At 70.2% G+C, this 23,293-nt stretch carries 22 protein-coding genes, 3 tRNA genes and 1 pseudogene; 3 read left to right on the forward strand and 23 right to left on the reverse strand.

The genetic code is table 11. The features are described 5' to 3' along the window. Positions 1-33: 33 nt before the first annotated feature. Positions 34-1,587, reverse strand: coding sequence for an MFS transporter (locus IR212_RS13470; protein ID WP_228479326.1), 1,554 nt, complete (start codon positions 1,585-1,587; stop codon positions 34-36). Positions 1,588-1,715: 128 nt separating this feature from the next. Here IR212_RS13470 and IR212_RS13475 point away from each other — a divergent pair, with 128 nt between their 5' ends. Further along, positions 1,716-2,285, forward strand: coding sequence for a TetR/AcrR family transcriptional regulator (locus IR212_RS13475; protein WP_194396397.1), 570 nt, complete (start codon positions 1,716-1,718; stop codon positions 2,283-2,285). Between the two features lie 124 nt (positions 2,286-2,409). Here the strand turns inward: IR212_RS13475 and IR212_RS17140 are convergent, their stop codons facing one another. The 10 genes and pseudogenes from IR212_RS17140 to IR212_RS13520 all read right to left on the reverse strand — a co-directional run bounded on the left by IR212_RS17140 (position 2,410) and on the right by IR212_RS13520 (position 8,511). After that, on the reverse strand, positions 2,410-2,580 hold the full coding sequence (locus tag IR212_RS17140) for a hypothetical protein (RefSeq protein ID WP_228479599.1): 171 nt from the start codon (positions 2,578-2,580) through the stop codon (positions 2,410-2,412). Positions 2,581-2,654: 74 nt separating this feature from the next. Continuing rightward, positions 2,655-2,738 (reverse strand): annotated as a pseudogene (locus IR212_RS17345) (LacI family DNA-binding transcriptional regulator); the annotation flags it as partial. A 116-nt stretch (positions 2,739-2,854) separates the two neighbouring features. After that, positions 2,855-3,280, reverse strand: a complete 426-nt coding sequence (locus IR212_RS13485; RefSeq protein WP_194396398.1) for a pyridoxamine 5'-phosphate oxidase family protein — start codon at positions 3,278-3,280, stop codon at positions 2,855-2,857. Between the two features lie 227 nt (positions 3,281-3,507). Then, complete coding sequence (locus tag IR212_RS13490) at positions 3,508-3,933, reverse strand: hypothetical protein (RefSeq protein WP_194396399.1); 426 nt, start codon at positions 3,931-3,933, stop codon at positions 3,508-3,510. Between the two features lie 12 nt (positions 3,934-3,945). Beyond that, positions 3,946-5,133, reverse strand: coding sequence for a tyrosine-type recombinase/integrase (locus IR212_RS13495; RefSeq protein WP_194396400.1), 1,188 nt, complete (start codon positions 5,131-5,133; stop codon positions 3,946-3,948). Beyond that, the gene (locus IR212_RS13500; RefSeq protein WP_228479327.1) at positions 5,133-5,486 is read right to left on the reverse strand and encodes a helix-turn-helix transcriptional regulator; all 354 of its coding nucleotides are present in this window, start codon (positions 5,484-5,486) and stop codon (positions 5,133-5,135) included. The genes IR212_RS13495 and IR212_RS13500 overlap by 1 nt, the downstream gene beginning before the upstream one ends. Positions 5,487-5,542: 56 nt before the next feature. Then, positions 5,543-5,616: transfer RNA gene (locus IR212_RS13505), tRNA-Met, on the reverse strand. A gap of 32 nt (positions 5,617-5,648) precedes the next feature. Then, positions 5,649-5,720 (reverse strand) — tRNA-Thr (locus tag IR212_RS13510). Positions 5,721-5,781: 61 nt separating this feature from the next. Continuing rightward, complete coding sequence (locus IR212_RS13515) at positions 5,782-7,443, reverse strand: M23 family metallopeptidase (RefSeq protein WP_228479328.1); 1,662 nt, start codon at positions 7,441-7,443, stop codon at positions 5,782-5,784. A 264-nt stretch (positions 7,444-7,707) separates the two neighbouring features. Further along, a complete protein-coding gene (locus tag IR212_RS13520) occupies positions 7,708-8,511 on the reverse strand; it encodes an inositol monophosphatase family protein (RefSeq protein ID WP_194396401.1) in 804 nt (267 codons plus the stop codon). A gap of 94 nt (positions 8,512-8,605) precedes the next feature. On the opposite strand from IR212_RS13520, the gene IR212_RS13525 reads away from it, so the two are divergent. Beyond that, the gene (locus IR212_RS13525; RefSeq protein ID WP_194396402.1) at positions 8,606-10,201 is read left to right on the forward strand and encodes a phytoene desaturase family protein; all 1,596 of its coding nucleotides are present in this window, start codon (positions 8,606-8,608) and stop codon (positions 10,199-10,201) included. Positions 10,202-10,315: 114 nt separating this feature from the next. On the opposite strand, the gene IR212_RS13530 is transcribed toward IR212_RS13525, so the two are convergent. Continuing rightward, positions 10,316-11,302 carry a hypothetical protein gene (locus IR212_RS13530; protein WP_194396403.1) on the reverse strand — a complete coding sequence of 329 codons (987 nt, stop codon included), beginning with the start codon at positions 11,300-11,302 and terminating at the stop codon, positions 10,316-10,318. 136 nt (positions 11,303-11,438) lie between these two features. Between IR212_RS13530 and IR212_RS13535 the strand changes: the two genes are divergently transcribed. Next, positions 11,439-12,146 carry a hypothetical protein gene (locus IR212_RS13535; protein ID WP_194396404.1) on the forward strand — a complete coding sequence of 236 codons (708 nt, stop codon included), beginning with the start codon at positions 11,439-11,441 and terminating at the stop codon, positions 12,144-12,146. On the opposite strand, the gene IR212_RS13540 is transcribed toward IR212_RS13535, so the two are convergent. The 11 genes from IR212_RS13540 to IR212_RS13585 all read right to left on the reverse strand — a co-directional run bounded on the left by IR212_RS13540 (position 12,134) and on the right by IR212_RS13585 (position 23,162). Beyond that, positions 12,134-12,218: transfer RNA gene (locus tag IR212_RS13540), tRNA-Tyr, on the reverse strand. The two genes, IR212_RS13535 and IR212_RS13540, sit on opposite strands and share 13 nt — an antisense overlap. Positions 12,219-12,340: 122 nt before the next feature. Continuing rightward, positions 12,341-13,252: a PfkB family carbohydrate kinase gene (locus IR212_RS13545; protein ID WP_194396405.1), complete on the reverse strand. Its 912-nt coding sequence runs from the start codon at positions 13,250-13,252 to the stop codon at positions 12,341-12,343. Then, positions 13,249-13,749 (reverse strand): FBP domain-containing protein, encoded by a 501-nt coding sequence (locus tag IR212_RS13550; RefSeq protein ID WP_194396406.1) that lies wholly within the window; start codon positions 13,747-13,749, stop codon positions 13,249-13,251. The genes IR212_RS13545 and IR212_RS13550 overlap by 4 nt, the downstream gene beginning before the upstream one ends. 73 nt (positions 13,750-13,822) lie before the next feature. Beyond that, positions 13,823-14,731 (reverse strand): bile acid:sodium symporter family protein, encoded by a 909-nt coding sequence (locus IR212_RS13555; protein ID WP_194396407.1) that lies wholly within the window; start codon positions 14,729-14,731, stop codon positions 13,823-13,825. An 80-nt stretch (positions 14,732-14,811) separates the two neighbouring features. Then, positions 14,812-15,600: a hypothetical protein gene (locus tag IR212_RS13560; protein ID WP_194396408.1), complete on the reverse strand. Its 789-nt coding sequence runs from the start codon at positions 15,598-15,600 to the stop codon at positions 14,812-14,814. After that, positions 15,597-15,968: a hypothetical protein gene (locus IR212_RS17360; RefSeq protein WP_475591205.1), complete on the reverse strand. Its 372-nt coding sequence runs from the start codon at positions 15,966-15,968 to the stop codon at positions 15,597-15,599. Before IR212_RS17360 ends, IR212_RS13560 begins: the two co-directional genes overlap by 4 nt. Positions 15,969-16,124: 156 nt before the next feature. Beyond that, positions 16,125-17,573: an alpha-amylase family glycosyl hydrolase gene (locus IR212_RS13565; RefSeq protein ID WP_337907603.1), complete on the reverse strand. Its 1,449-nt coding sequence runs from the start codon at positions 17,571-17,573 to the stop codon at positions 16,125-16,127. Between the two features lie 148 nt (positions 17,574-17,721). Beyond that, on the reverse strand, positions 17,722-19,206 hold the full coding sequence (locus IR212_RS13570) for an alpha-amylase (protein WP_228479329.1): 1,485 nt from the start codon (positions 19,204-19,206) through the stop codon (positions 17,722-17,724). A gap of 3 nt (positions 19,207-19,209) precedes the next feature. After that, the gene (locus IR212_RS13575) at positions 19,210-20,073 is read right to left on the reverse strand and encodes a sugar ABC transporter permease (protein ID WP_228479570.1); all 864 of its coding nucleotides are present in this window, start codon (positions 20,071-20,073) and stop codon (positions 19,210-19,212) included. A gap of 148 nt (positions 20,074-20,221) precedes the next feature. Continuing rightward, positions 20,222-21,841, reverse strand: a complete 1,620-nt coding sequence (locus IR212_RS13580) for an ABC transporter permease subunit (RefSeq protein WP_194396409.1) — start codon at positions 21,839-21,841, stop codon at positions 20,222-20,224. Between the two features lie 73 nt (positions 21,842-21,914). Further along, positions 21,915-23,162, reverse strand: coding sequence for a sugar ABC transporter substrate-binding protein (locus tag IR212_RS13585; RefSeq protein WP_194396410.1), 1,248 nt, complete (start codon positions 23,160-23,162; stop codon positions 21,915-21,917). Positions 23,163-23,293: the final 131 nt, after the last annotated feature.

Genomic DNA, 23,293 nt, shown 5'->3' on the forward strand with positions numbered 1-23,293 from the left:
CAGCCTCGCCTAACAGCATCGGATGCTGGTCGATCAGTGGTGGTGCTGCTCGGTGATGCTGAACTGGCCGGGCACGAGGAGGCGCACCGCGCCGGCGGCGACGAGCAGAACGATCGCGCCGATGAGCGAGGCCTGGCCCAGCGCGTCAGCGAACGCCACGGCCGCCTGATCACCCAATGCGGTGATGCCGGTCTCGGCGGCAACGATCTGCGCCCCTGCAATCGATTCCTCGACCTGCGAGATCTGGTCGGGAGTGAGGCCCTGGGGCAGGAACGCGTCGACGTCGACGGGAGTGCGGTACGCCGCGAGGGAGATGCTTCCCAGCAGCGCGACACCGAGCACATTCCCGAGGTCGTACATCGACTCCTCGATGGCCGCGGCGTTACCCGCCTTGGCTGCGGGCGTGCTCCCCATGATCACGGCGGATGCGATTGCGAGTGCCCCGGTGCCTGCGCCGACCAGCGCGAGTGGGCCGACGAGTTGCCAGTACGACGTCACGCCTCCGGTGAGGAAGATCCAGAGCAGTCCGGCGCCGGCGACGGCCAGACCAGCGGCCAGGGCGTTGCGCGTGCCAAGGACGCGGGCGAGAGCCGGGGCGAACGGACCGACGATCAGCGACCCGATCGCCATCGGCAGGAGGGCGACCCCCGCGAGCATCGGGCTGAACCCCGCGACGCTCTGCAGCCACTGGGCCACGAGCAACAGCATTCCCGCCATCGCAACGCTGGCGGTGAAAGCGGCGATCGCGCCGGCCGTGAGGGGCCTACTGCGGAACAACCGGACGTCGAGCAGCGGATCGGGCCGCCGGAGGCACCGCAGCACGAACAGACCCATCAGCGCGAGGCCCGCGGCGATCAAAGCCCACGACCCCAGATCCGCCCACGCGCTCTTCGCGGCTTCCTTGATGCCCCAAACGATGGCGACCATGCCCGCCATCGCCAGGAGCGTGGCGAGGAAGTCCCACCGGGGAGGGTTCGGATCGCGGGACTCGGGCAGCAGGAGGGCACCGGCGATCAGTGCGATCGCGACGAAGGGCACGTTGATGAGGAACGCGGAGTGCCACGAGAAGAACTGCAGCAGAGCGCCGCCGAGCACGGGGCCGATGATCCCGCCGAGGCTGGCGACCACAGCCCAGATCGCGAGCGCCCGAGCCCGCTCCGCAGCATCCGGGAAGATGCTGCGGATCATCGACAGCGTGGTCGGCATGATCATCGCGCCACCGGCGCCCAGAAGGACCCGCAGCGCGATCACGGACGACGGGCTGTCGGCGAAGAGCACCAGCACCGAGACGACGCCGAAGATCACGAATCCCGCCAGCAGGATCTTCTTGCGACCCCAGCGATCAGCCAGCGCGCTCATCGGGATCAGCAGTCCGGCGAGGACGAGCGAGTAGGCGTCGACGATCCACAGCTGCTCGGTCGCCGTCGGTTTGAGCTCGGCAGTGAGCGCCGGCAGCGCGAGGATCAGGATCGTCATGTCCATCATGACGACCAGCAGGCTGCCAGTGAGGACCACGAGCGCCAGCCAACGCTGGCGGGAGGTGAGCGTGCGCGACGTCCCGGGCAGGGACGTTGCGGCGGTGTGCATCTCGGCCATAGAAGAACTCCGGGTTCGGCAGGTGGCGTCGCGCGAGGGCGAAAGATAAATGAGACATAAGTGTCTCACAAAAGAGCAGCTATGTCTCGTAAACGCGCCTTCCTGTACGATCGGCATCCATGACCGAGGCGAACCCCGAGAGCGCGACCCGTGAGCGGACGCGGCGGGCGATTCTCGACGCGGCCATCGCCACCCTGACGAAGCGTCCGGCCGCGAGCCTCGGCGACATCGCGGACGCGGCCGGCGTCGCGCGGAGCACCCTGCATCGCTACTACGGCGACCGCACGACGCTCGAGGCCGCGATCCACGAGTACGTCAAGGCCGAGCACCTCGCGGCCGTCGAGCGCGCGCGCCCCGCTGACGGCACCGGGATCGAAGCCTTCGCCCGCCTGGCGAGCGAGCTGCTCGATCAGTTGCACGTGTTCGCCTGGTGGATGTACGCCGACAACTACCAGGGCGGCTTGGAGGTGGACCCCGAGTCGCGGCCCGAGCAGATCGTCGCGCGTGGGCACGCCGACGGCTCCATCGATGCCGCGATGCCAGCGGACTGGGTGGTGTCGATGCTGTGGTCAGCCCTCTACTCGATCGAGATGCCGACACCACCCGCCGAGGGCACACCGCCGCGCAGTCCGCGGGAGTCTCGCGAACTGGCGCTGCGGACCCTCCTCAAGCTCGTCGAGCCGGGCTGAGGCTCCCGATCAGGCCGCCTCGCGCGTCCCGACCAGAGCGGCGGCCCACTGATCGTTCGTGTCGTGCCGTCCCCGCGGGCCGGTCGCGCGAAGACTTCGCTGCGCGTGCGATGTCCTCAGCGTGCTAATTCTGCACAAGGACATTTGCCGAACGGGGCACGGACCCGACAATGAACGCCGAGTCATCGGCATTCGTGGCACCGATGACAGCGAAACGCGCGGACTCACCGGCCAGCAGCGTGACCAGGGCGCGGTCCACGACAGCATCGGGATCGATCGCGAACTCAGATTGCACGCGGAGATGTTCAGCTTGTAGGTGAGCTCACTGACGGCGGCCTCGATGCGCGGACGCGTATCCGGCCGGATGTACGGATACCCGTTGACGTAGTTGGAGACGGTCTTCTTCGACACGCCGGCCAGGCGGGCAACGTCAGCCATCGTCGGTGCACCCATCGAAGCCTCCCTCCCGTCGCGCACTCATTCATGGCACCACGCGGAGCGTTCGGCCCTGTCCTCTGAGACCCACCGCATGCGAAGCCCGCCGACCCAGCAGCCTGGCCACAGCGTGGTCAGGCTGCCGTGAGCCAGCGCGGCCGGAATGTCACGATGAGGCTGTCGCCCCCGTCACCGACCGCGGCGATCACGTCATCGCCGTACTTGTGTCGGTAGTTTCCCCGAATGCGATCCATCCAGGTCGCTGTGCGCTCGGCGGAGATCTCGGCGGATCCGCGCAGGAGGATGAACTCCTGCTCGTTCTGGCCGGTCTCGAGGTGCAATGATGCGCGCGGGTCTGAACGCAGGTTCCGCTCCTTGGCTGTGCCCGGGTGGACAAGAATCACCGCCTGCCCCCGCCACCAGGCGAACCATACGGGAACGCTGTGGGGATATCCCTGGCGACCGTTCGTCCCCAGCCAGGCGATGCGGTCGTTCTCCAGGCGAGCGAGCACACGTGCGTGCAGAAGGTTGTTGGGGTCGAGCTCGAGGTTGGCGGTCAAGGGGCCTCCGATCGGTGAGATGGCTGATTGCGGTGGGAACGCACGGGGGCTCCCGCGCGCGTAGAGCGGGGCGTGCGACGTGGCGGAAGCGTGGGTCGAGCCCTCAGGCCGCCGTCCTCGCCACGGGGCGCGTACAGCCTCTCATGTGAGCGACAGCTCGGTGCGAAGAAGTGCTCGGTCCACGATGCGGCGGGCGCCAGGAGCGTGTCGGCGCTTGGCCAGCGCGTTCATCCTTCCGAGTCGAATGCGAGGGACCGCTCTTCCCGACCTCGACTGTCCGACCGACTGGGGCCGGTGTTCAAGCGCTGAGCCGCGACCCCCGATGCTCGGCGAATCCCCGTCCCGGCCCGAAGGTATGGATCGGTCGTGTCGAACGGGACATCCTCCCGCGAGTTCTCAACGGCCCGCATCGACGACGGCAGGTCGAAGGGAAGCACACCCGTCAGCGGTGCCCTGCCACTGAACGCATCGAGAATGACGCGATCACTCGCCCCGAAGTCGCCGATCAGTGCGGCGGTGTGCTCAGCAAGCGGCCTGACGATCGCGGGTCGCTCCAGGAAGACCGATACATATGTCGGTGCCATGCTCGCGTAGTGCGCGATGCGCGGATAGACACGTGCCGGCGGGCAATGCCCGGCAGTCACGACCGCCATCCCTGGAGAATCTCAGTCGCCCGGCGCAAGCTTCTCCAAGACGGCTGCGGGCATCGGGTCGACCGATCGATCCGGCTCTGCGTAGTGGTCCTTCGTCGTCTTGATCGAGGTGTGGCCCAAGACATCGGCTGCCGTCTCGATCCCGAGCTCGTTCGCGAGCAGCGTGGCACCGGTTCGACGAAAGGAATGTGGCGTGATGTCCGCTCCCTCCAGCCCGGCGATCTTGAGGATCTCGCGGAAAGTCCTCCGTACATTGTGCGGCGCGAGCGGTGTGCCCTTGCGAGAGTAAAAGAGCAGATGGTCCGGGTCGTCCCCGGCGATACGCGCCAGTCGACGCCGCACCACAGCCGCGGCAAATGCCGGGATGGCGACAACTCGATTTGACTCATCGGTCTTCGGCTTCGCCTGTCGAACGACGCCGACTCCCTTTCGAACGACAATCGTTCCGCAGATGTGGAGCGTGGGTGGGTCGGCGGTCATGTCGACATCGCACTTGCGCAGTGCGAGCGCTTCCCCGATACGAGTCAGTGACCCCAGCATGAGTTCAATCACGTCGCGCACCTGGCCGTCTGGGCGCGGCCCCAATCGACCTGGCTCCGCCCGCCAATCCCGTGCTGCCGCTCGGATTGCGCGGATCTGGTCGACGGTGAGCGCCTTGGGGACGTGCTTCGGTTTCTTCAGTCGGGAGGTCTCCTTGACGGGATTCCGAGGGATGATCTCCCGGCGTACCGCAAATGCGAGCACCATGCTCAGGATCGTCCGCGAGTGCTTCGCGCGCGCGTACGACTTGGCATGCTGGGTCTTGAGGAAGTGCTCCACGCGCCCAACAGTGACCTCACGAATCGTGAAGTGCTGGAACGTGGGAAGAACGAGCGACGTCAACTCGCGCTCGTAGACCTCTTTCGTCCCGTCTGATCTGCTGGGGTCGACCCTGAGGTCGTCGAGCCAAGCGTTAGCGAGCTCGGCGAACGATGAGTCGGCAGTGAGCCCATCGCCGGTACCGCCGATCCGCATCCGCCCTGCGAGAGCGTCCTTCAACGCATTCTTCGCAGCGTTGGCCGACGACCCGGATGCGGTGACTTGACGAGTCTGCCCGTCCCAGTCTCGGAAGCGGGTGGAAGCACGAAACCGCCCCGGCGCGACCTTGGTCGCAGTGATCTCTCCGAAGGTGCCGATCGGCAGCCGCGGACGCCCAGCCATCAGTGCCCACCTCCGCTCACTGCAAGACTTGGCTCGGGCTCGTGGAGTCGGTCCAACCAACTCCGCACATCGGAGATGCGGTACCGCAGTTCGCGGCCGACACGGATGCCGGTGGGGCCGCGGCCGTCGGCGCGCAGGTCGTAGATCGCCTGCACGTGGACGCCGAGGTACTCGGCGAGTTCACTGGTTGTGAGCATCGGCTCGAGGCCGAGCCCAGCGAGGCGTTCGGTGTTCATATCGAACAGGTGCGCCAGGTGACCCCAGGTGAACCGAGGCCCGGCGAGCACCTTGCTGCTGAGCGCGCGCAGATTACGCGAGCCCGCGCAAAAGCGGTGGATAAACGTTGACGACATCGAATCTCTGCCCCTTCAGGTGGGACAAGAAACCCTGGTCAAGTGAGATTCTTCTGTAGCAGGAGCGGGGCTTGAACCCGCGACCTCACGATTATGAGTCGTGCGCTCTCACCAACTGAGCTACCCTGCCGCGTGGCATCCGTCACGGGAACGGATGCTGCGAGCCCCGAGTCAGGATTGAACTGACGACCCCTTCCTTACCATGGAAGTGCTCTGCCACTGAGCTATCGGGGCGTGCCGCCTGCGAGCAGGCAACTAGAAGAGGATACCAGAGGCCCGGCACCCTTCCGAACCGTCAGCCCACGGTGTGGGTGCCGTCGGTGTGCTCCCGCAGCCACGGCATCGGGTCGATGGCGGTGGTGCCGTTCTGGAGCAGTTCGAAGTGCGTGTGCGCCCCGTAGGAGCGCCCGGTGTTGCCGGTGCGACCCAGGACCGTGCCGACCGTGACGTGCTGGCCGGGCGACACCTGGAGCGAGCCGTACTCCATGTGCGCGTAGTGGCTCGAGATCAGCTGACCGTCCACGACGTGGTCGATGATCACGTGCACGCCGTAGGCGCCGCCCGCCTCGGAGGCCACGCGCACCGTGCCGTCGGCGATGGCCTGGATCGGGGCTCCGGCACCCGGCGTGAAGTCCACGCCCTCGTGCATGCGGCCGGAGCGCATGCCGAACCCGTACGACATCGTCACGCCGACCGTGAACGGCCACTGGATGTTGGAGTTCGGGTCGTTGCGGAACAGGTTCGAGAAGTTCTTGATCCCGGCCTCCGACGCCAGCTGAGCCGTCGTCGTGGTCGTGTAGTTCTCGGGACGGTCCAACGTGTCGTGCTCGATGCCCGCCGGTGCGACGTAGGCCTGGATCTCGGCCTCGTCGATCACCGGGACGCTCTGATCGCCCGGTGCGACGACCGACAGCGAGGCGTCGACGCCGCGCACTGCGGCGACCGCCTCGGCGGGCGTCGTCATGCCCACGGCCATGAGCCCCACGATGCCGAGCACGCTGCCCGAGAACGAGGCGGTGGCGACCCGGCGGAACGACGCGCCGCGGCCGGCCTTCGAGCGGCGGGGAGCCGCGTGCGCGGTGGGCCTGTCGTCGGCGGCGGGTCGGGCCTCGGCCGTCTCGGCATCGCCGGCCTGAGCCGTCTCGGCGGAGGGCTGCTGCACGGGCGTCTCGCCCGTGAACTCGAACAGGCGGGCAGCGGCCTCGAACTCGTCGACGTCGGATGCCGCAGCCTGCGGGATCGGCCCGGTGAGGGGGTGGATCTGCTCGGTCGCCGGGCGGGCGTCCGGAGCGGTCGGACGCGGCTCGGCGGACCCGCCGGCTTCGGCAACCGGAATCGACGCGGCCGCCTGCGCCGGCTCGGACACGACGGGCTCGGGAGCGGCGGCGGCCGTCGCCTCCACCAGCGGCGCCGTCGTTGCAGCGGCGGCGACGGCCTCTGCCGCGAGGATCTTCGCGAAGGATCCCGCCATCCACGTCGAGGCGCTGCCGGACGCAGCGCCCGCGCGCACGGTGGAGCTGGTGGGCGTCGGGATGGGCGCGGTCTCGCCGTCGACGAGCGGCTCGAGGAGCTCGAACGGAGGCTTCGAGGCCGCGGCGGGCTCTCCGGCCGGCGCGCCGACGGCGCCGAACTGGCCGGTCTGCGCACGGCGGGCGCGGCGGCTCGTCAGCGGCGCGGCCGGAGCAGGGCCGTCTGCCGTCGGCGCCGAGGGCGGGGCGGCCGGCGCGTCCTGCACGGCCACGATCGGGCGGGCGGCGGGGCGCTGACGGCGGGATGCCGGCGCGAGGCTCGCCGTCGTCGTCTGGCCTGCGGGGCTCCCGAGCTGTGCCTGGGTCGCGGCGGCGGGCGCGGCATCCGTCTTCGTCAGCTCGGCGGAGCGACTCCACACGACGGCCGGGCGCTCCGCAGCAGTGCTCAGGGCCTCACGGCGGCCTGCACCCGCGGTCTCCGGCGTCACCTGCACAGGCGTGGCGGAGGTCCGGCTGGACCGGCGCGTGGGCGCAGATTCGGCCAGGGGTGCGTCGAAAGGCAAAGCGGCGGCGGGCTCTCGGGTCGTGCCGCGCGGGGCTGAGGCGGCAAGGCGGTCGTGGGCTATGACGACCTTCGCAGTTCGGGCAGCGAAGGTAACGAACGGGTAAACACTACCCCGGGCGTCCTGGGAATGCCATGTACGGCTCGGATTTCACCGCGCGGCACACATGAGAGTTCGATGAGACGCCGGTCACGACATGCCGGCGGCCACGGCGAGCCGCTCGAAGACCGCCGGGGTCGCCGCGACCACGAGGGGCGCACGCGACGAGCCGTCGGGCTCGGCGCGGCGGAACCGCCCGCCGGCCTCGGTGACCAGCAGCGACCCGGCGGCGAGGTCCCACGGCGCGAGCCCCCGCTCGAAGTAGCCGTCCAGCCGGCCGGCGGCGACGTACGACAGATCGAGGGATGCCGCACCGCCGCGTCGCAGGTCACGTGCCAGGCCCGGCATCACACCGGAGATCAGCTCGATGTCGCCCGGGCGGGTGGCCGGGTCGTAGCCGAAACCGGTCGCCAGGAGCGCGCCGGCCGGCCCCACCTCGCTGTTCACGTGGATACGGTCGGTGCCGAGCCACGCGCCGTGGTCGCGCGCGGCATGGAACAGCTCTCTGATGACCGGCGCGTACACGACGCCGGCCAGCGCCTCCCACTGCGCCGGGGTGGGCTCGCCGCGGACGGCGGCGATGCTGACGGCGTAGGCGGGAATGCCGTAGGCGTAGTTCACGGTGCCGTCGATGGGATCGACGACCCACGTGATGCCGCTCGCGCCGCCTTCGGCGCCGCTCTCCTCTCCGAGGAAGGCGTCGTCCGGTCGCTCCTGCGCGAGTCGTGCGCGGATCAGCGCTTCGACCTCTCGATCGGCCTCCGTGACGATGTCGGCCAGAGCGGACTTCGTCGCGGCGATCGACACGCCCGCGTCGCGGCGCCTCCGGGCGAGGTCGCCCGCTTCCCGGGCGATATCGATCGCAAGGGCTTCGAGGTCTTGCACGAGAGTCATACCGACCACGCTAACGGGCCACGGGCCGCCGCCCGGCCGCAGGAGTCCGGGCTCCTGAACCGCGTCGGTCGCGCGGCTCGCTAACGTGTTGGGGATGGTGGCATCGTCCTCGGACCGCACGTACGACGTCGCGATCGTGGGCGGCGGCCACAACGCGCTGGTCGCCGCGGCCTACCTCGCCCGCGCCGGCCGGTCGGTGGTCGTCCTCGAGCGCCTCGAGCACCTGGGCGGCGCGGCGGTGTCGGAGCGGCCGTGGGAAGGCGTCGATGCGCGCCTGTCGCGCTACTCCTACCTCGTCAGCCTGCTGCCCGAGCGCATCGTGCGCGACCTCGGTCTCGGCATCCGTCTGCTCCGGCGGCGATACTCCTCGTACACGCCGGACCCCGCCGATCCGGCGCGCGGCGTCCTCATCGACAACGCGGATGCCGCAGCCACCGCCGACTCGTTCGCACGCGTCACCGGCAGCGCGCGCGAGGCCGAGCGGTATGCCGGCTTCACCGAGCGGCTCGCGCCCGTGGCGCGGCTGGTGTTCCCCTCGATGACCGAACCGCTGCTGCGCAGATCGGACCTGCGCGCGCGGCTCGGCGATGACCGCCTGTGGTCGGAGCTCGTCGAGCAGCCCCTCGGTGGCCTGCTGCGAGCCTCGCTGAGCACCGACCTCGTTCGAGGCATCGCCCTCACCGATGGGCTCATCGGCACGTTCGCCGCGGCCGACGAGCCGGATCTGCGTCAGAACCGCTGCTTCCTCTACCACGTGATCGGCGGCGGCACCGGGGACTGGGACGTGCCGGTCGGCGGCATGGGAGAGGTGTCGGCCGCGCTCACGCGGGCCGCGCGCAGCGCGGGAGCCGAGCTCCGCAGCGGCAGCGAAGTGGTGGCGATCTCCCCTGACGGCGAGGTGCGGCTCGGCGACGACTCCGCGGTGCACGCCCGGCTGGTGCTGAGCGGCGTCGGACCGGCGCTGCTGGCCGATCTCCTGTCGGCGGGCGGTGCGGACGCGGTAAGCGGTGCCGAGGCCCCGCGGCCCGAGGGTGCACAGCTGAAGGTCAACATGCTGCTGCGCCGGCTCCCCCGGCTGCGCGACACCGGTGTCGCGCCGGAGGCCGCCTTCGCCGGCACGTTCCACGTCAACGAGACCCTCTCGCAGCTGGACACCGCCCACCGCGTCGCGGCCGGCGGCGGCATCCCCGATCCCCTCCCCGCCGAGATCTACTGCCATTCGCTCACCGACCCGTCGATCCTCGGCCCCGAGCTGCGGCGATCCGGAGCGCAGACCCTCACCCTGTTCGGCCTGCAGGTCCCTCACCGGCTGGTGGCGGGGCGGGATCGGGATGCCGCGCGCTCCGAGCTCCTCGCCGCCGCGCAGCGCTCGCTCGACGCCGTGCTGGCCGAACCCATCGCGGACTGCGTGCTGGAGACGCCCGACGGCACACCGTGTGTCGAAGCGCGCACCACCGCAGACCTCGAACGGGACCTCGGCATGGTCGGCGGTGACATCTTCCACGGCGCGCTGTCGTGGCCGTGGGCCGGCGACGACGAGCCGCTGGATTCCCCCGCGGAGCGCTGGGGCGTCGCCACCGCGCACCCGACGGTGCTGCTCTGCGGCTCGGGCGCGCGCCGCGGGGGCGCGGTGAGTGGCCTGGGCGGCCACAACGCCGCCATGGCCGCGCTGGAGCTGCTCGCGCGCTGACGCGGCCCGCGCGGGTCCGAGGAGGCGACCGGTCCGCGGGGCCCAGGGCTTGAGCTGCGGTCGGCGGCTGCGAAGAGCGGACCCGCCTGCGGCAGGCGGCGCGGCGGCTCCGGCCTACGGGTGCGGCGGCAGCGGCGGCGGTGGCGGGTAGCCCTCGTAACCGGGGCGTGTCGGTGGCGGGAAGCCGGGCTGCGGCGCCGGGGTGCCCTCGGCGCGCGGCGCCGGCCCGGCCGGGGCGGGCGGCGGAGGCGGGTCAGTGGCCGCCGCGAGGGGCACGAACACCCGCGCGCCCGGCGACGGGTGCCCGGTGTGGTAGGCGTTCCAGTCCGGGGAGCCGTCGGGGAGCATGGGCAGCGGCGTGACCCCGTCGATGAACGTCGGCCACGGGAGGAGTTCCTGCGTCGCGGATGCGGGTGCCGCCGGCGGTGCGGCGAGCGGCGCGGCGACCGGGCGCGACCGCTGGCGCTTCGGCGCGAAGAGCAGGTTCACCAGCGGCACGAGCGCGGTCCCGACGGCCGCGAGGATCGCGACAGCCACGACGACCCGCCAGTAGAGCTCGGCCAGGAACATCCACTCGCCGAAGGCCAGCGGGATGATCAGAAGCGCGGCGAGCGCGACCACGAGCGCGACCGTGACGATGACGACGGCACGGGTGAAGGTCGTGTCATGGCGCTGGAAGGCCTTCAGGTAGAGGCGCAGGTGCAGCAGCACCAGCTGCAGGATGAGCACGATCAGCAGGAACTGGATGAACCGCGAGACACCGAGCCATGGGAAGCGCTCGGGCATCCAGATCATGATCGCGCCCAGGAGCAGCGCGACGATCCACGACGCCATGCTCGCCAGGGCGAACCACGCCGGGCGGCGGGGCGCGAGGTGGGCGTCCAGGATCGCGACGCCCGCGAACGCGGCGAGCAGGAGGATCGTGAGGAAGGCCCGCCCGATGAGCCCGTTCTGCGAGCCGACGAGCACCCAGACCACGCAGACGATCGCGGCGGCGATGAGGGCGCCGATCGCGACCCATATCGCGGCTCGCAGCAGCGGCGAAAGGGAGGCGTCGGCGCGCTCCGGCTGTGGCGTCGCATACGGGTCCGGCGCGGTCATGACGTTCCTCTCGGGAGGCGGGCGGCGAGCCCGGCACGCCCATCCTGACACGCGGCGCGGGCGGTTTCGGGATCGCCCCGGTGGCACGCCGCACAGGGGGGGTGTGCCCGCACGCCTCGCCTCGTACCGTGAGCCTGTGCAGAGCGTCTCGCGTCCGCGCCCGCCGGTGACGGCCGCGCCACCGCCGCTGCGGCTGCGGCGCTGGGTGGGTTTCACGGTGCTCGGGGAGAGTCTCGGCTTCCTCATCCCGGTCACGGCCTTCGCCGTGGCAGCCGCCCTCGGGCTGAGCGCATGGTCGGCCTGGGGCGTGCTCGTCGTCTTCGGCGCTGGAGAGGGCGCCCTGCTCGGCCTCGGCCAGGCTCTCGGCGCCCGCTACTCGCGGGCGGAGGTGCCGATCGGGTCGTGGGTGGCCGCGACGGCGGTGGCGGCATCCGTCGCCTGGGCCATCGGGATGCTGCCCTCGACGCTCGCCGACCTCGGGGCTGAGATCGACTGGGCCTCGCCCGCCACGTGGGCGATCGCCGCGCCGGCCGCGCTCGCGCTGCTGGCGACCATTCCCCTGGCTCAGCGTCCGCTGCTCGCCCGCGCCGGCGTGCCCGGTTCGTGGTGGTGGCTGCCCATCAACATGGGCGCGTGGCTGGTCGGCATCGCGTTCACCTTCCTGCCCTCGCCCTGGGTGGATGAGACGACGCCGGCGGCGCTCACCTTCGCACTCTTCGCCGTGGCCGGCGTGCTCATGGCGACCACCGTTGCGGTGCTGACGGGCCTGGGCCTGCGGGCGATGCTCCGAAACGCCGGAACGCGCCCCGCAGTCGGGGCGCGTTCCGGGAATGGTGGCGAGTGAGGGATTCGAACCCCCGAAGGCTACGCCGGCTGATTTACAGTCAGATCCCTTTGGCCGCTTGGGTAACTCGCCGAGTGCGCACCCGCCCGGCTTTTCCAGTCGACCGGAGGCGCGATCCACAATCTTACGCGTTGTTGCGCGAGGTCAGAAATCGGCAGCCCGACAGCGGCAGCACCGCGGTGCCACCCGCGCTCTCACGTGCCGATGCGGTCGATGTCCATGCCGTCCAACGCGCTCGGCGTGCGCAGCAGGGCACCCTCGAAGCGGCAGGTCGCCCCGGCCACGTCCATCGCGGTCTGGAGCACGGCCTCCCATCCGGCGGCGTCTGTGGGCACGCCGTCCACCAGTGCGCGCACCGTCGCGGCGAACGCGGCGTCGCCGGCGCCCATCGTGTCGACGATCCGGCCGGGAAGGCTCGAGATCGGCCGGGTCACCACGACCTCACCGGCTTCGATGGTGGCGCCGGCCGCCCCCTCCGTGGCAAGGACAGCCTTGGCGCCGCGGTCGATCAGCCGGGCGCGCAGCACGTCGAGCCGGGCGTCGTAGAGCAGCGCCGCGTCCTCCTCTCCCACCTTCACCAGCACGGCGCCTGCGGCGAGCTGCTCGAATCCGCGCACGAACTCCGCCGTGTCGCGCATCATGCCGGCGCGGGGGTTCGGGTCGACGGCGACCGAGGCGCCGGTCGTCGCGACGGCCTCGGCCAGCTCCGCCGCCTGCTCGGGGTCGTCGAACGCGAAGCAGCTGACGACCACGAGGTCGGCATCCGCCATCGCCTGCCGCTCCTCCTCCCCGAACCGGATGCGGCGGCGCTGCGACGCCTCGTTGAACTCGTAGACCGGTTCGCCGCCGCCCGAGCGGGTGCTCACGGCGCGGGCGGTGCCGATCAGCGACGGCGTCGCGAGGAGGTCGACTCCGAAGTCGGCCAGATAGCGGCGCACGCGCGAGGCCGGCTCGTCATCGCCCAGCATGGCGATCAGGGTGGCCGGCACCCCCAGCCGCGAGAGGCCGACGGCCACGTTGAGCGCCGCTCCGCCGACGAACTCACGCACGCCGGTGTCGTCGCGCAGCTCGTCGATGAGTGCGTCGCCCACGACCACGACGGTCATCGCGGGACCCCCGCCGCTTCGAGCACCCGACCCACGAACGCCTCGGTGCGGCGCCGCGTGCCGTCGATCTTGCGATCGACGCTGGCGCGGACCTCGTTGGGCGCGAGCGGCGCGGCGAGCCGCACCGTCTCATGGCACGACAGGTCGGCGCAGATGTAGGTGCCGACGCTGTCGCCGTGCGCCCCCGCCTCGCCCGCCTTGCGCGCGGTGTACATCACGACCTGGTCGGCCGGTTGCATGGTGTGGCACAGGTTGCACATCGCCGCCCGACCCCGAGAGGTCCCGTCGGCCGCACGCAGCACGACGCCGGACGGCTCGCCGTCGATCTCGGCGATCACATACCCGCGGCTGCGCGTGCGCGGGTCGCGCCAGGCCAGGAAGTCGAGGTGATCCCAGTCGGTCAGCACGAAGTCGTGCGGCAATGAGACGAGCCTGAGCTCGTCGGGTGAGGCGTTCACGAACGACGAACGCACATCATCTTCGGTCAGCGGGCGCATGGCACCTCCTCGCCGGTCCAGTCTACGAACGACGGATGCCGGCGCCACCCGCCGTGCGGCATCCGCGCGGCCGTCAGCTGGGCTCCACGCGGGCGCGCTGCTCGGCCGTGTCGTCCTCCGCCTCGTCCGACGCGCGTGCGCGGCCGCGGATGAGGAAGCCGAAGCCGAACGCGATGAAGAACATCAGCACGCCGTACACGGCCGCCGGCAGCGACAGCTCGACCGAGCCGAGCACGGTCTGCGCGATGACGATGGCGAGGGTGGCGTTGTGGATGCCGATCTCGAACGACGACGCGATCGCCTGGCGCCGGCCGACCCGTGCGAGGCGGGGGGCGAGGTAGCCGATCGTCAGGCTGATGAGGCAGAACAGGATGGTGATGAGCGACAGGCGACCGAAGTTCTCGACCAGCAGCGTCCAGTTCTGCGCGACCGCCCCGGCGATCACGATGACGAGGATGATCACCGACGCGATGCGGACAGGCTTGTCCATCGCCTGGGCGAACCGCGGCCAGAACCGGCGCACGATCATGCCGAGCGCGACGGGGAGCAGGACGATCGCGAACACCTCGAGCGTCTTCGCCCACTGCAGTCCGAGCTGGTCGTCGAACGGGTCGAAGTACAGGATGGCGAGGTTCGTGATGACCGGCAGCGTGAACACGGCGATGACCGAGTTCACCGCGGTGAGTGAGATGTTCAGGGCCACATCGCCGCGGAACAGGTGGCTGTAGAGGTTGGCGGTGGTCCCGCCGGGCGAGGCGGCGAGCATCATCATGCCGACCGCCAGCACCGGGGGAAGCTGGAACGCGACGACCAGTCCGAAGCAGATCAGCGGCAGCAGCACGAGCTGGCACGCCAGCGCGATGATCACCGCCTTGGGCTGCTTGAGGACGCGCGCGAAGTCGCCGAGGGTGAGGCTCAGGCCGAGCCCGAACATGATGATGCCGAGGGCTACGGGCAGCCCGATGGTGGTCAACGCTGACATGGGACTCAGTGTGCAGGATGCCGCGACCCCGTGTCATCCGTCCACAGGCCGCTCGCGCGGCGGCCTGTGGACGGCGGAGGTCAGCTCCAGCCGAGCCGCATCGCCACGACGTCCGCCGCCGTCGAGGGGAACGCGTCCCACCCGGGCTCGAGGATGCGGCGCGTCAGGCGGTACAGCTCGAACGCGGTCTCCTCGATGGGCAGATCCAGTGAAGCGGCGATGTCGGCGCCCCACGTCGGGAAATCCCGCTCGAAGCGGCGCATCGGATCGATCGTGTCGCGAAGGGGGGTGGATGCCGCCGCGAAGCGCCCGCGGATGGCCCGGACGAGCAGCTGCACCGCCCACTGCCGGATGAACGAGTTGCCGTTGAGCACTTCGCCGCGCCGCACCCGCCCCACGCCGATCAGGAGCTTCACGAGCACCAGACGTGTGTCGTTGACGGGGTCGAACCGGTCGTCCCCGGCGGCCCGCGCCCGCGACTCGCCCAGGAGTCGCGCGGTGGTCCCCGCCTCGTCGTCGACGAGGACTGTCGCATCGCCGGCGCGGGCCCCCTCCAGCTCCGCGGCATCCGAGAATGCGAACTCGAACACGTGCCCGTCGTCGTACACGGCGACGAAGCCGATCTCGCCCTCGCGAGCGGTGAGCACGAGACGGTCCTGGTCGGGAAGCCACGAGAGGTCGGGTCGCACCTCGGGGCCGCGGCCCGCGGCGGTCAGCGCGAAGAAGTCGTGATCCGACCACTCGTCGCGCCGGTCGCGCGCGTCGTCCGACGCCGACCCGAGGAGCACGAGGCCCACGAGGTCCGGGTGCGCCCGCACGCCGTCCGCGAGCCCCGCGCTCAGCTCGTCGAACCGCTCGGGCGAGGTCACTCCGCCTCCACCAGCTCGGCCGGCGTGGCGTCGTGCGCCGATACGACACCGCGCAGCACGTCGGCGTGCTCCACGCCCTCATGCGACGAGACCGGAACCTCCACGCCGGCCAGCCGCCAGACCGCGAACGCGGGCCCGTCGGCCGAAAGCAGCACCGAGCCGTCGCCGGCCACCGCGAGCGTGGCGTCGCCGAACACCGCCTCGGCGTCCGCAGCGGCAGGCAGCGCACCCGCGGGGATCGCGGCATCCGCGTCGCCCTTCGCCGCCAGCACGAGCAGGGTCTCGTCCGCCGACTCGCGCACGAACGCGACGACCGTCGTCGACGTGGATCCAGCGCAGACCGCCGGTGGCCAGCGCCGGGTGGGCACGCCGGAGGGCGACGAGGTCGCGATACAGCGCGAGCCGCTCCGCGACGTCCGGTTCGCCCTCGGTGCCCCAAGGAATGGGGGTGCGGCTGTCCTCGCCCTCCGCGCCGGTGAGCCCGAACTCGTCGCCGGCGTACACGACCGGAAGGCCGGGCAGCGTCACCATGAGGCCCACCGCGACCGGAATGGCACCCGGGGCGGCGTTGGTCGCGAAGCGGCCCGTGTCGTGTGAGTGTCGAGCGGCTGCATGTTGCCCAGGCGCACGCGCCACGGGATGCTCCCGGTGAAGCGGACGACGGCGTCGACGAACTGGCGGGCGGTGTAGCGGGGTATGCCGCCGATCGGCTGGCCGAAGAACCACGGCTCGGTGCGCTCGACGCCCTCGGCGGTCATGAACGGCGTGCCGGTGGGCTCGGACAGCCAGCCCCACAGCGGCCGCGTGAATGACGGGTACGTCATCGCGCCGTGCCAGCCGTCGCCCTGCAGGTCGCTCGCGGCGTCGTTGGTGGACTCGCCGAGGAGGATCGCCTCGGGATTGATCTCGAGCATCGTGCGGCGCAGCAGCTGCCGCACCTCGGCGTTGAGGTCGACGTCGCCGAGCCGCCCGGTCATGTTCGCGACGTCGATGCGCCAGCCGTCGGTGGAGTACGGCGGCTTCAGCCACTTCGCCACGACCGAGTCCGTATCCTCGATGAACCGCCTGCGCAGCTCGTCGGAGGCCCAGTTGAACTTGGGCAGCGTGGGCGTGCCCAGCCACGAGACGTACTCGGTGTTGGCGTCGTCGGTGAAGTAGTAGTACTTCTCCTCGGGGGCGCCGGGGTTGCCCAGCGCCGCCTGGAACCACTCGTGACGGTCCCCCGAGTGGTTGCTCGTGAGATCGCCGATGACGCGGATGCCCCGGGCGTGGGCCGCCTCGATGAGGCGGATGTAGGCCTCATCACCGCCCAGCAGCGGGTCGACGCGGTCGAAGCTCGCCGCGTCGTAACGGTGGTTGGAGGCCGCGGGGAACACCGGCGTGAGGTAGAGCAGGTTCACGCCGAGCGAAACGAGGTGGTCGAGCTTCTCGATCACTCCGTCGAGGTCGCCCCCGTAGAACTGCTGCGAGCGCCCGGGCATGACGGGGTCGACCGGCGTGTCCCAGCTCGCGGCGATCGCCCACTCGGGCGTGGGGTGCGTGTCGGCCTGCGCCGATCGCGCGAACCGGTCGGGGAAGACCTGGTACATGACGGCGTCGGACAGCCACGACGGCGGTGCGGGGTGCGCGACGAGGGCGAAGTCCTCCGCGTCCAGCGTCTCGATCGAGTGCAGACCGGTCTGGTTGAGCCACTCGACCCGGCCGTCCTCGTGCAGGAGCAGCCAGCGGTAGCCGTGACGGCGGTTGCGCACGGCGACCGGCGCCTCCCACCAGTCCCAGCCGTCCGCGGAGCCGACGGGCGAGGCATCCGTCCACTCCGGCTCGTGATCGGGGTTGGAGCGCGTGCGCACGGCCGAGAGCGGTCCGTAGCCGACGGGCACGCGCAGGCGCACGGTGACGATGTCGCCGAGGTCCGGCGCGAGATCGGAGACGTACAGCGGCGAGCCGTCGTGGTGGGGGGTGAGGGTTGTCATGCTCTTCGCCTTTCGGAAGACAGGCGGCGCGGACGCGCCGGGTGCGAGATCGGTGCGACGTGGTTGCACGGCGACGGCCATGACAGAGCCCTTGAGTTGTTGTTCAGTTGTCGGTCATCGATCCTGTCACGGGATCGGATGCCTCGCCTCAGCGCCGCGACCCGAGGTGGATCGCGGCTGCGCCGAGCGGAGCGAGCTCGAATCGGGCGACGCCGTCCGCGACGGTGTACCCCGCGCCGCGGCATCCGTCGCCGTCCGCCGCTTCCCGGCCACCGGTCACGACGTCGCAGTACTCCCCCGCCGGAAGCGAGGTGGGGATCTCGACGGACTGCTCTTCCGTGCCGACGTTGACGGCGACGACACCGCGGCCCTCGCGTTCGAACCCGTACGCGTCGCCCTCGTCCACGCCCTTCAGGCGGGCGGCGTCACCGGCGACCGCGCGGAACTCGAGCATGCCCCCGATCGCCGGCCAGGCCTGCACGCACGTGCGCTCGCCGTCGGTGTAGGACCCGGCCGGGCCCGTGGCGTCGGCGCAGCTCGCCGGAGACACGGTCCCGTCCGGCGCGGCCGGCGCACCGGCGTCGCGATCCGAGAACGCGTAGCCCGAGTAGACGATCGGCGTCCCGTAGTCGTCGGCGAGCATGAGGACGTTGGCGATGACGTACAGCGGTCCGTCGCGATAGGTGACATCGGCCTCCCCGCGCTCGGTGTCGTGGTTGTCGATGAACACGACCGCCGCGTCGGACGGGACATGCAGCGGCCGGTCACCCTCCCGCTCGGGTTCGGCGAACACGCCGCTCTCGAGCTGGGGGAACAGGTCGCGCGCATAGGTGAACTCGAACACCTCGCCGAAGCCGGCGTACTCTTCGGGCTGCACCGGCTCGCCGGCGCCGCGGATCACCTCGCTGATGACGCGCGTGCCCTCGGGAAGCTCTGCGACGACGGCAGCCACGTCGTCGGCCGCCATGTGCTTCGCGGCGTCGATGCGGAATCCCGCGACGCCCAGCGAGAGCAGATCGTCGAGGTAGCCGACGATCGTCTGCCGGACGCGCGGGCTGGCGGTGTCGAGGTCGGCGAGGTTCACCAGCTCGCAGGTCTGCACCTGCTCACGCGAGTCGTAGTCGAGGATGTCGTCGTCGGTGGTGAGCCCGCAGTGGTGGAAGTCCTCGGGGCCGTACAGCCCCGGGTACGCGTAGTGCTCGTACGGCGTTCCCGCGAACCCGGCGCCCGGGGCATCCTGACCCGTCATGTGGTTGACGACCGCGTCGGCGATCACCTCGACGCCGGCGGCACCGCAGCGATCCACCATGTCGGCGAACTCGTCGCGTGTGCCCAGGCGGGACTCCAGCTGGTAGCTCACCGGCTGATACGACGCCCACCACTGCGGCAGGTCGACGTGCTCGTTCGGCGGCGACGTCAGCACCCACGCGAAGCCGTTCGGCCCCAGCGTCGACTCGCACTCCTCGGCGATCGAGGTCCACGGCAGCTGGAAGAGCTGGATGCCGACGTCCGGCGCCGCGCGGTCGGCGTCAGCGGCCTGCGGCGCGGCGCACGCCGCGAGCGCGAGGACGGCGGACACGACGCCTGCGGCGAGCAGACCCCGGCCGATGCCGGGGCGTGGGAGCCCCGGCATCCGCTACTTCACGCTGCCCGCGGTGAGGCCCCCGACGATGTAGCGCTGGAGCGCCAGGAACAGCGCCACCGGGAGCACGGCCGCGAGCACCGCGCCGGCGGCGAACAGGCTCCAGTTCTTGGAGAACTCGTCCGAGATGAACTTGTACAGGCCGACGGCGAGCGTCTGCTTGTCGGGATCGATCAGGATGATGCTCGCCAGCACGAACTCGCTGGATGTGCCGATGAACGACAGCAGCCCGACGACCGCGAGGATCGGCGCGACCAGGCGCAGGATGATCGTGAAGAAGATGCGCGCGTGGCCGGCGCCGTCGATCTTGGCCGCCTCGTCGATCGACGACGGGATGGTGTTGAAGAAGCCGTACATCAGGTACGTGTTCACGCCGAGCGCGCCGCCCAGGTAGACCATGATGAGGCCGATCTGGGTGTTCAGGCCGATGGCGGGGAAGATCTCGCTGATCTGCACCATGAGGAGGAAGATCGCGACCATCGCCAGCATCTGCGGGAACATCTGCACGACGAGCAGCGTCGTCAGCCCGAACCGGCGGCCCGTGAAGCGCATGCGCGAGAACGAGTACGCGGCCAGCGCACCGAGGATCACCGTGCCGGCGGCGGTGGCGAGGCCGATCACCAGCGTGTTGAGGAACCAGGCGCCGTACGGTTGCCGCTCGCTGCCGAACAGGTCGATGTAGCTCTGCAGGCTCACGTTGGAGAACAACGCGTTCGCCGTCAGCAGGGTGCCACCCGGGTTCAGCGAAGCGGAGAAGACGTACAGCAGCGGGAAGATCGCGAACACTGCCACGGCGATGCCGATGAGGTGGCGCCATCCGGTCTCGCGGAAGTATCGCTTGAAGGGGCGACGGGGCATGGGGCCTTCGCCGCGCACGCCGGCGCCCTCCTTCGCGTCGAAGCCGTCGATGGCGGCCGGGGCGGCCATCAGGGCTTCCGCACGTCCGACGCTCTCGCCGAACTCCTGGAGCGTGGACTTCTTCTCGGAGTCTTGGGTGCCGCTCATGTCAGTTCAGCTCCTCGAGGGCCTTGGTGCGTCGGAAGGCGATGACCGAGATCGTGCCGACCAGCAGGAAGATGATGATCGAGAACGCGCTGGCCAGGCCGTAGTCGGCGGTCGATCCCACGAAGGCGACCTTGTACACCATCGTGATGAGGATGTCGGTGGCGCCGACGTTGACGTCGGCCGTCACGTCGCGCGGCCCGCCGCCGGTCAGCATGTAGATCAGGCTGAAGTTGTTGAAGTTGTAGGCGAACGAGGCGATGAGCAGCGGCGCGACCGCGACGAACAGGAGCGGCAGCTTGATGCTCTTGAAGATCTGCCAGGCGCTCGCGCCGTCGACCTTCGCGGCCTCCTGGACGTCGTCCGGGATGGACTGCAGGGCGCCCGTGCAGATGAGGAACATGTAGGGGAACCCGAGCCACAGGTTCACCAGCAGGATGCTGAACTTGGCCAGCCACTCGTTCGTCAGCCAGGGGATGTCCGCCCCATTGAAGAGGACGACGTTGATGTAGCCGAACTCCTGGTTCATCATGCCCGCCCATACCAGCGCCGACAGGAACCCCGGGAAGGCGTACGGGAGGATCATGATGAGGCGGTAGTACTTCTTGGACTTCATCCGCGGATCGTTGAAGACGATCGCGAGGAAGAGGCCCATGGCGAAGCACGTGAACACCGATAGGAACGCGAACACGAAGGTCCACGTGAGCACCGAGAAGAACGGCGCGCGGATCGACTCCTCCGTGAAGGCTCGCACGAAGTTGTCGAACCCCACGGTGATCTGCCAGCCCGGCATCAGCTCCTCGCCGTCGGGGGACGTGAACGCGCCGGTGCCGACGTCGCTGTAGACCGTGCCCGTGCGGGTGTCGGTCATCGTGTCGGCCGCCTCGTCGTACTCGAGGCTCGAGAGGTAGACGTAGGCGACAGAGCCGTCCGGAGTCCGCAGCGACCCGTCGTTGGGGTCTTCGCTGATCGGCACCGCGATCGCGGCGATGGCCTCCTGGTTGGCGACGATCTGCGAGAAGTTGAGGGTGTTGTAGCCGGGGAGCGCGACGGCCTTGCCGCCGTCCATCTCGGCGTTGTCGACCGGCTCGAGCGGGCGGTCGACGCCTCCCAGCTCGACGTCGCCGTCGGGGTTCGTGACCAGGAAGGAGTACTCGCCGAGCTGCTCGACGATCGTCAGCTCGTAGGCCGGCGAGTCCGGCACGCGCTCCTGGGCGGAGAGCATGAGCGAGTTGATCGCGCTCTCCTTGGAGCCGTTGTGACCGGTGCCGTAGTTGGTGAAGGCGATGTAGGCCGTGTAGCCGGCGACGAAGATCTGGAAGATGAGGAGGAAGATCAGGCCCGGGATCAGATACTTCGCGGGCAGATTCCCTCGGCTGAAGTAGACCCAGTTCGCCACGCCCGTCACGACCAGGACGGCGATCGCGGCGACCCACTGCTCGCTCTGGAAGAGGACCAGCGCCGCGTACAGCGCGAGCGCGTCGATGAGGCCGAGGGCGACGACCTTGAAGATCAGGAGCTTCCACCCCGCTCCGGCCGCCTCGGCGATCCGGGCGGCGCGCCTCGACTTCTTGCTGGGGGGTGTCTCGACCGCAGCGTCGCGGTCAATCGTCGGGGTCGCCATCGCTCCTCTTTCGAAACTGCGGGGAAAGTGATCGCCGGGGCGGCGTCGCGCGGACGCCGCCCCGGCATGCCGGTTACTGGATGGCGCCCTGGATGTCGGACGACATCTTGTTCCACAGCTCGACCGGGTCACCGCCGGAGCCGTTGATGATGGCGCCCTCGGTCACGCCCCAGTACTGCCACACCGAGCCCATCTCGGGGATGCTCGGCATCGGGACGGCGTCGGTGCCCACGGTGCCGAAGCCCGCGGTGATCGGGTCGGCCGCGACGGCCGCCTCGTAGGCCGAGGTGAGCGCCGGGGTGCGGCCGCCGACCTCGTAGAGCGCGGTCTGCACCTCTTCGCTGCCGATGTAGTTCACGAGGAACTCCGTGGCGGCGAGCTTGTTCTCGCTCTCCGAGCTGAGGAAGAAGCCCTGCACACCCGCGAACGGCTGAGCTGCCTGGCCGCCGGCCGACGGGATCGGGTCGACGGCGAGGTTCAGGCCCGCCTCTTCGGCAGCCGGGACGTTCCACGGGCCGGTGAGGAAGAACGGCGACTTGCCCGCGACGAAGTTCTCACGGGCGAGGTCGCCCGAGATGTTGGTGTTCAGCACGCCGGTGCCCGCGGCGCCCTGGCTGGCGAGCCACTGCGCGAAGGCCTGGCCGCCCGCGTTGCCGATCTGCAGGTCGCCGGCGTTGTAGCTGCCGTCGGGGTTGCTGCCGAAGACGGGAGCGCCGAACGAGGTCTGGAAGGGGTACAGGTGGTACGGGTCGGCGGCCTCGGGGTCGAGACCGACGAGGAAGGCGTACTCGGTGCCCGCGGCCTGGCCCTTGGCGATCATGTCGTCGTAGGAGGTGGGAGCCTCGGGAACAAGGTCGGTGTTGCGCAGGAGGCCGATGTTCTCGATCGCGTACGGGACGCCGTAGACCTGGCCGTCGTAGCTCCACGCGTCGATGGCGACCTGCTCGAAGTCGCCCGAAGCATCGCCGAGCTCGACGGGAGCGACGACACCGTTGGTCACGAGCGTGCCCAGCCAGTCGTGCGCGCCCACCGCGACGTCGGGACCCTCGCCGGTGGGAACCTGCTGGACGAACTGGTCGCGGATCTCGCCGAACTCCTTCTGGACGAGGTTGACGGCCACACCGGTGTCCTCGGTGAAGTCCTTCGCCGCGTCCTCGAGGACGCCCGCGCGGTCTGCGTCGACCCAGACCGTGATCTCGCCTGCCGACTCGTTCTCCTCACCGGAGTCCGCGTCGCCGCCGCTCGCGCAGCCGACGAGGGTCAGCGCGGAAACGGCAGCAATCGCGCCGAAAGCAGCGATGCTCCTCTTGTTCACCTTCATTGGTGGGTGCCTCTCTTGAGTGCTGGTGTAGTGCCGGCCTCCGCACGGAGGACGAAGACCGTTGTTCCGGGCCCGCAATACTGCAAGCGCTTACATTGTGCCTCACGAGTCGGCAAGGGGCAACACGACCC

The organism is Microbacterium atlanticum (assembly GCF_015277815.1).
GTDB lineage: Bacteria > Actinomycetota > Actinomycetes > Actinomycetales > Microbacteriaceae > Microbacterium > Microbacterium atlanticum.

What these genes read in the sequence shown, in the direction of transcription:
- IR212_RS13475 (WP_194396397.1), top strand. Translation starts at nt 1,716, where the DNA reads ATGACCGAGGCGAACCCCGAGAGCGCGACCCGTGAGCGGACGCGGCGG.
- IR212_RS13520 (WP_194396401.1), bottom strand. Translation starts at nt 8,511, where the DNA reads ATGACTCTCGTGCAAGACCTCGAAGCCCTTGCGATCGATATCGCCCGG.
- IR212_RS13470 (WP_228479326.1), bottom strand. Translation starts at nt 1,587, where the DNA reads ATGCACACCGCCGCAACGTCCCTGCCCGGGACGTCGCGCACGCTCACC.
- IR212_RS13550 (WP_194396406.1), bottom strand. Translation starts at nt 13,749, where the DNA reads ATGCGCCCGCTGACCGAAGATGATGTGCGTTCGTCGTTCGTGAACGCC.
- IR212_RS13585 (WP_194396410.1), bottom strand. Translation starts at nt 23,162, where the DNA reads ATGAAGGTGAACAAGAGGAGCATCGCTGCTTTCGGCGCGATTGCTGCC.
- IR212_RS13495 (WP_194396400.1), bottom strand. Translation starts at nt 5,133, where the DNA reads ATGGCTGGGCGTCCGCGGCTGCCGATCGGCACCTTCGGAGAGATCACT.
- IR212_RS13525 (WP_194396402.1), top strand. Translation starts at nt 8,606, where the DNA reads ATGGTGGCATCGTCCTCGGACCGCACGTACGACGTCGCGATCGTGGGC.
- IR212_RS13500 (WP_228479327.1), bottom strand. Translation starts at nt 5,486, where the DNA reads ATGTCGTCAACGTTTATCCACCGCTTTTGCGCGGGCTCGCGTAATCTG.
- IR212_RS13555 (WP_194396407.1), bottom strand. Translation starts at nt 14,731, where the DNA reads ATGTCAGCGTTGACCACCATCGGGCTGCCCGTAGCCCTCGGCATCATC.
- IR212_RS13565 (WP_337907603.1), bottom strand. Translation starts at nt 17,573, where the DNA reads ATGACAACCCTCACCCCCCACCACGACGGCTCGCCGCTGTACGTCTCC.
- IR212_RS13530 (WP_194396403.1), bottom strand. Translation starts at nt 11,302, where the DNA reads ATGACCGCGCCGGACCCGTATGCGACGCCACAGCCGGAGCGCGCCGAC.
- IR212_RS13570 (WP_228479329.1), bottom strand. Translation starts at nt 19,206, where the DNA reads ATGCCGGGGCTCCCACGCCCCGGCATCGGCCGGGGTCTGCTCGCCGCA.
- IR212_RS13580 (WP_194396409.1), bottom strand. Translation starts at nt 21,841, where the DNA reads ATGGCGACCCCGACGATTGACCGCGACGCTGCGGTCGAGACACCCCCC.
- IR212_RS13545 (WP_194396405.1), bottom strand. Translation starts at nt 13,252, where the DNA reads ATGACCGTCGTGGTCGTGGGCGACGCACTCATCGACGAGCTGCGCGAC.
- IR212_RS13490 (WP_194396399.1), bottom strand. Translation starts at nt 3,933, where the DNA reads ATGGCGGTCGTGACTGCCGGGCATTGCCCGCCGGCACGTGTCTATCCG.
- IR212_RS13575 (WP_228479570.1), bottom strand. Translation starts at nt 20,073, where the DNA reads ATGCCCCGTCGCCCCTTCAAGCGATACTTCCGCGAGACCGGATGGCGC.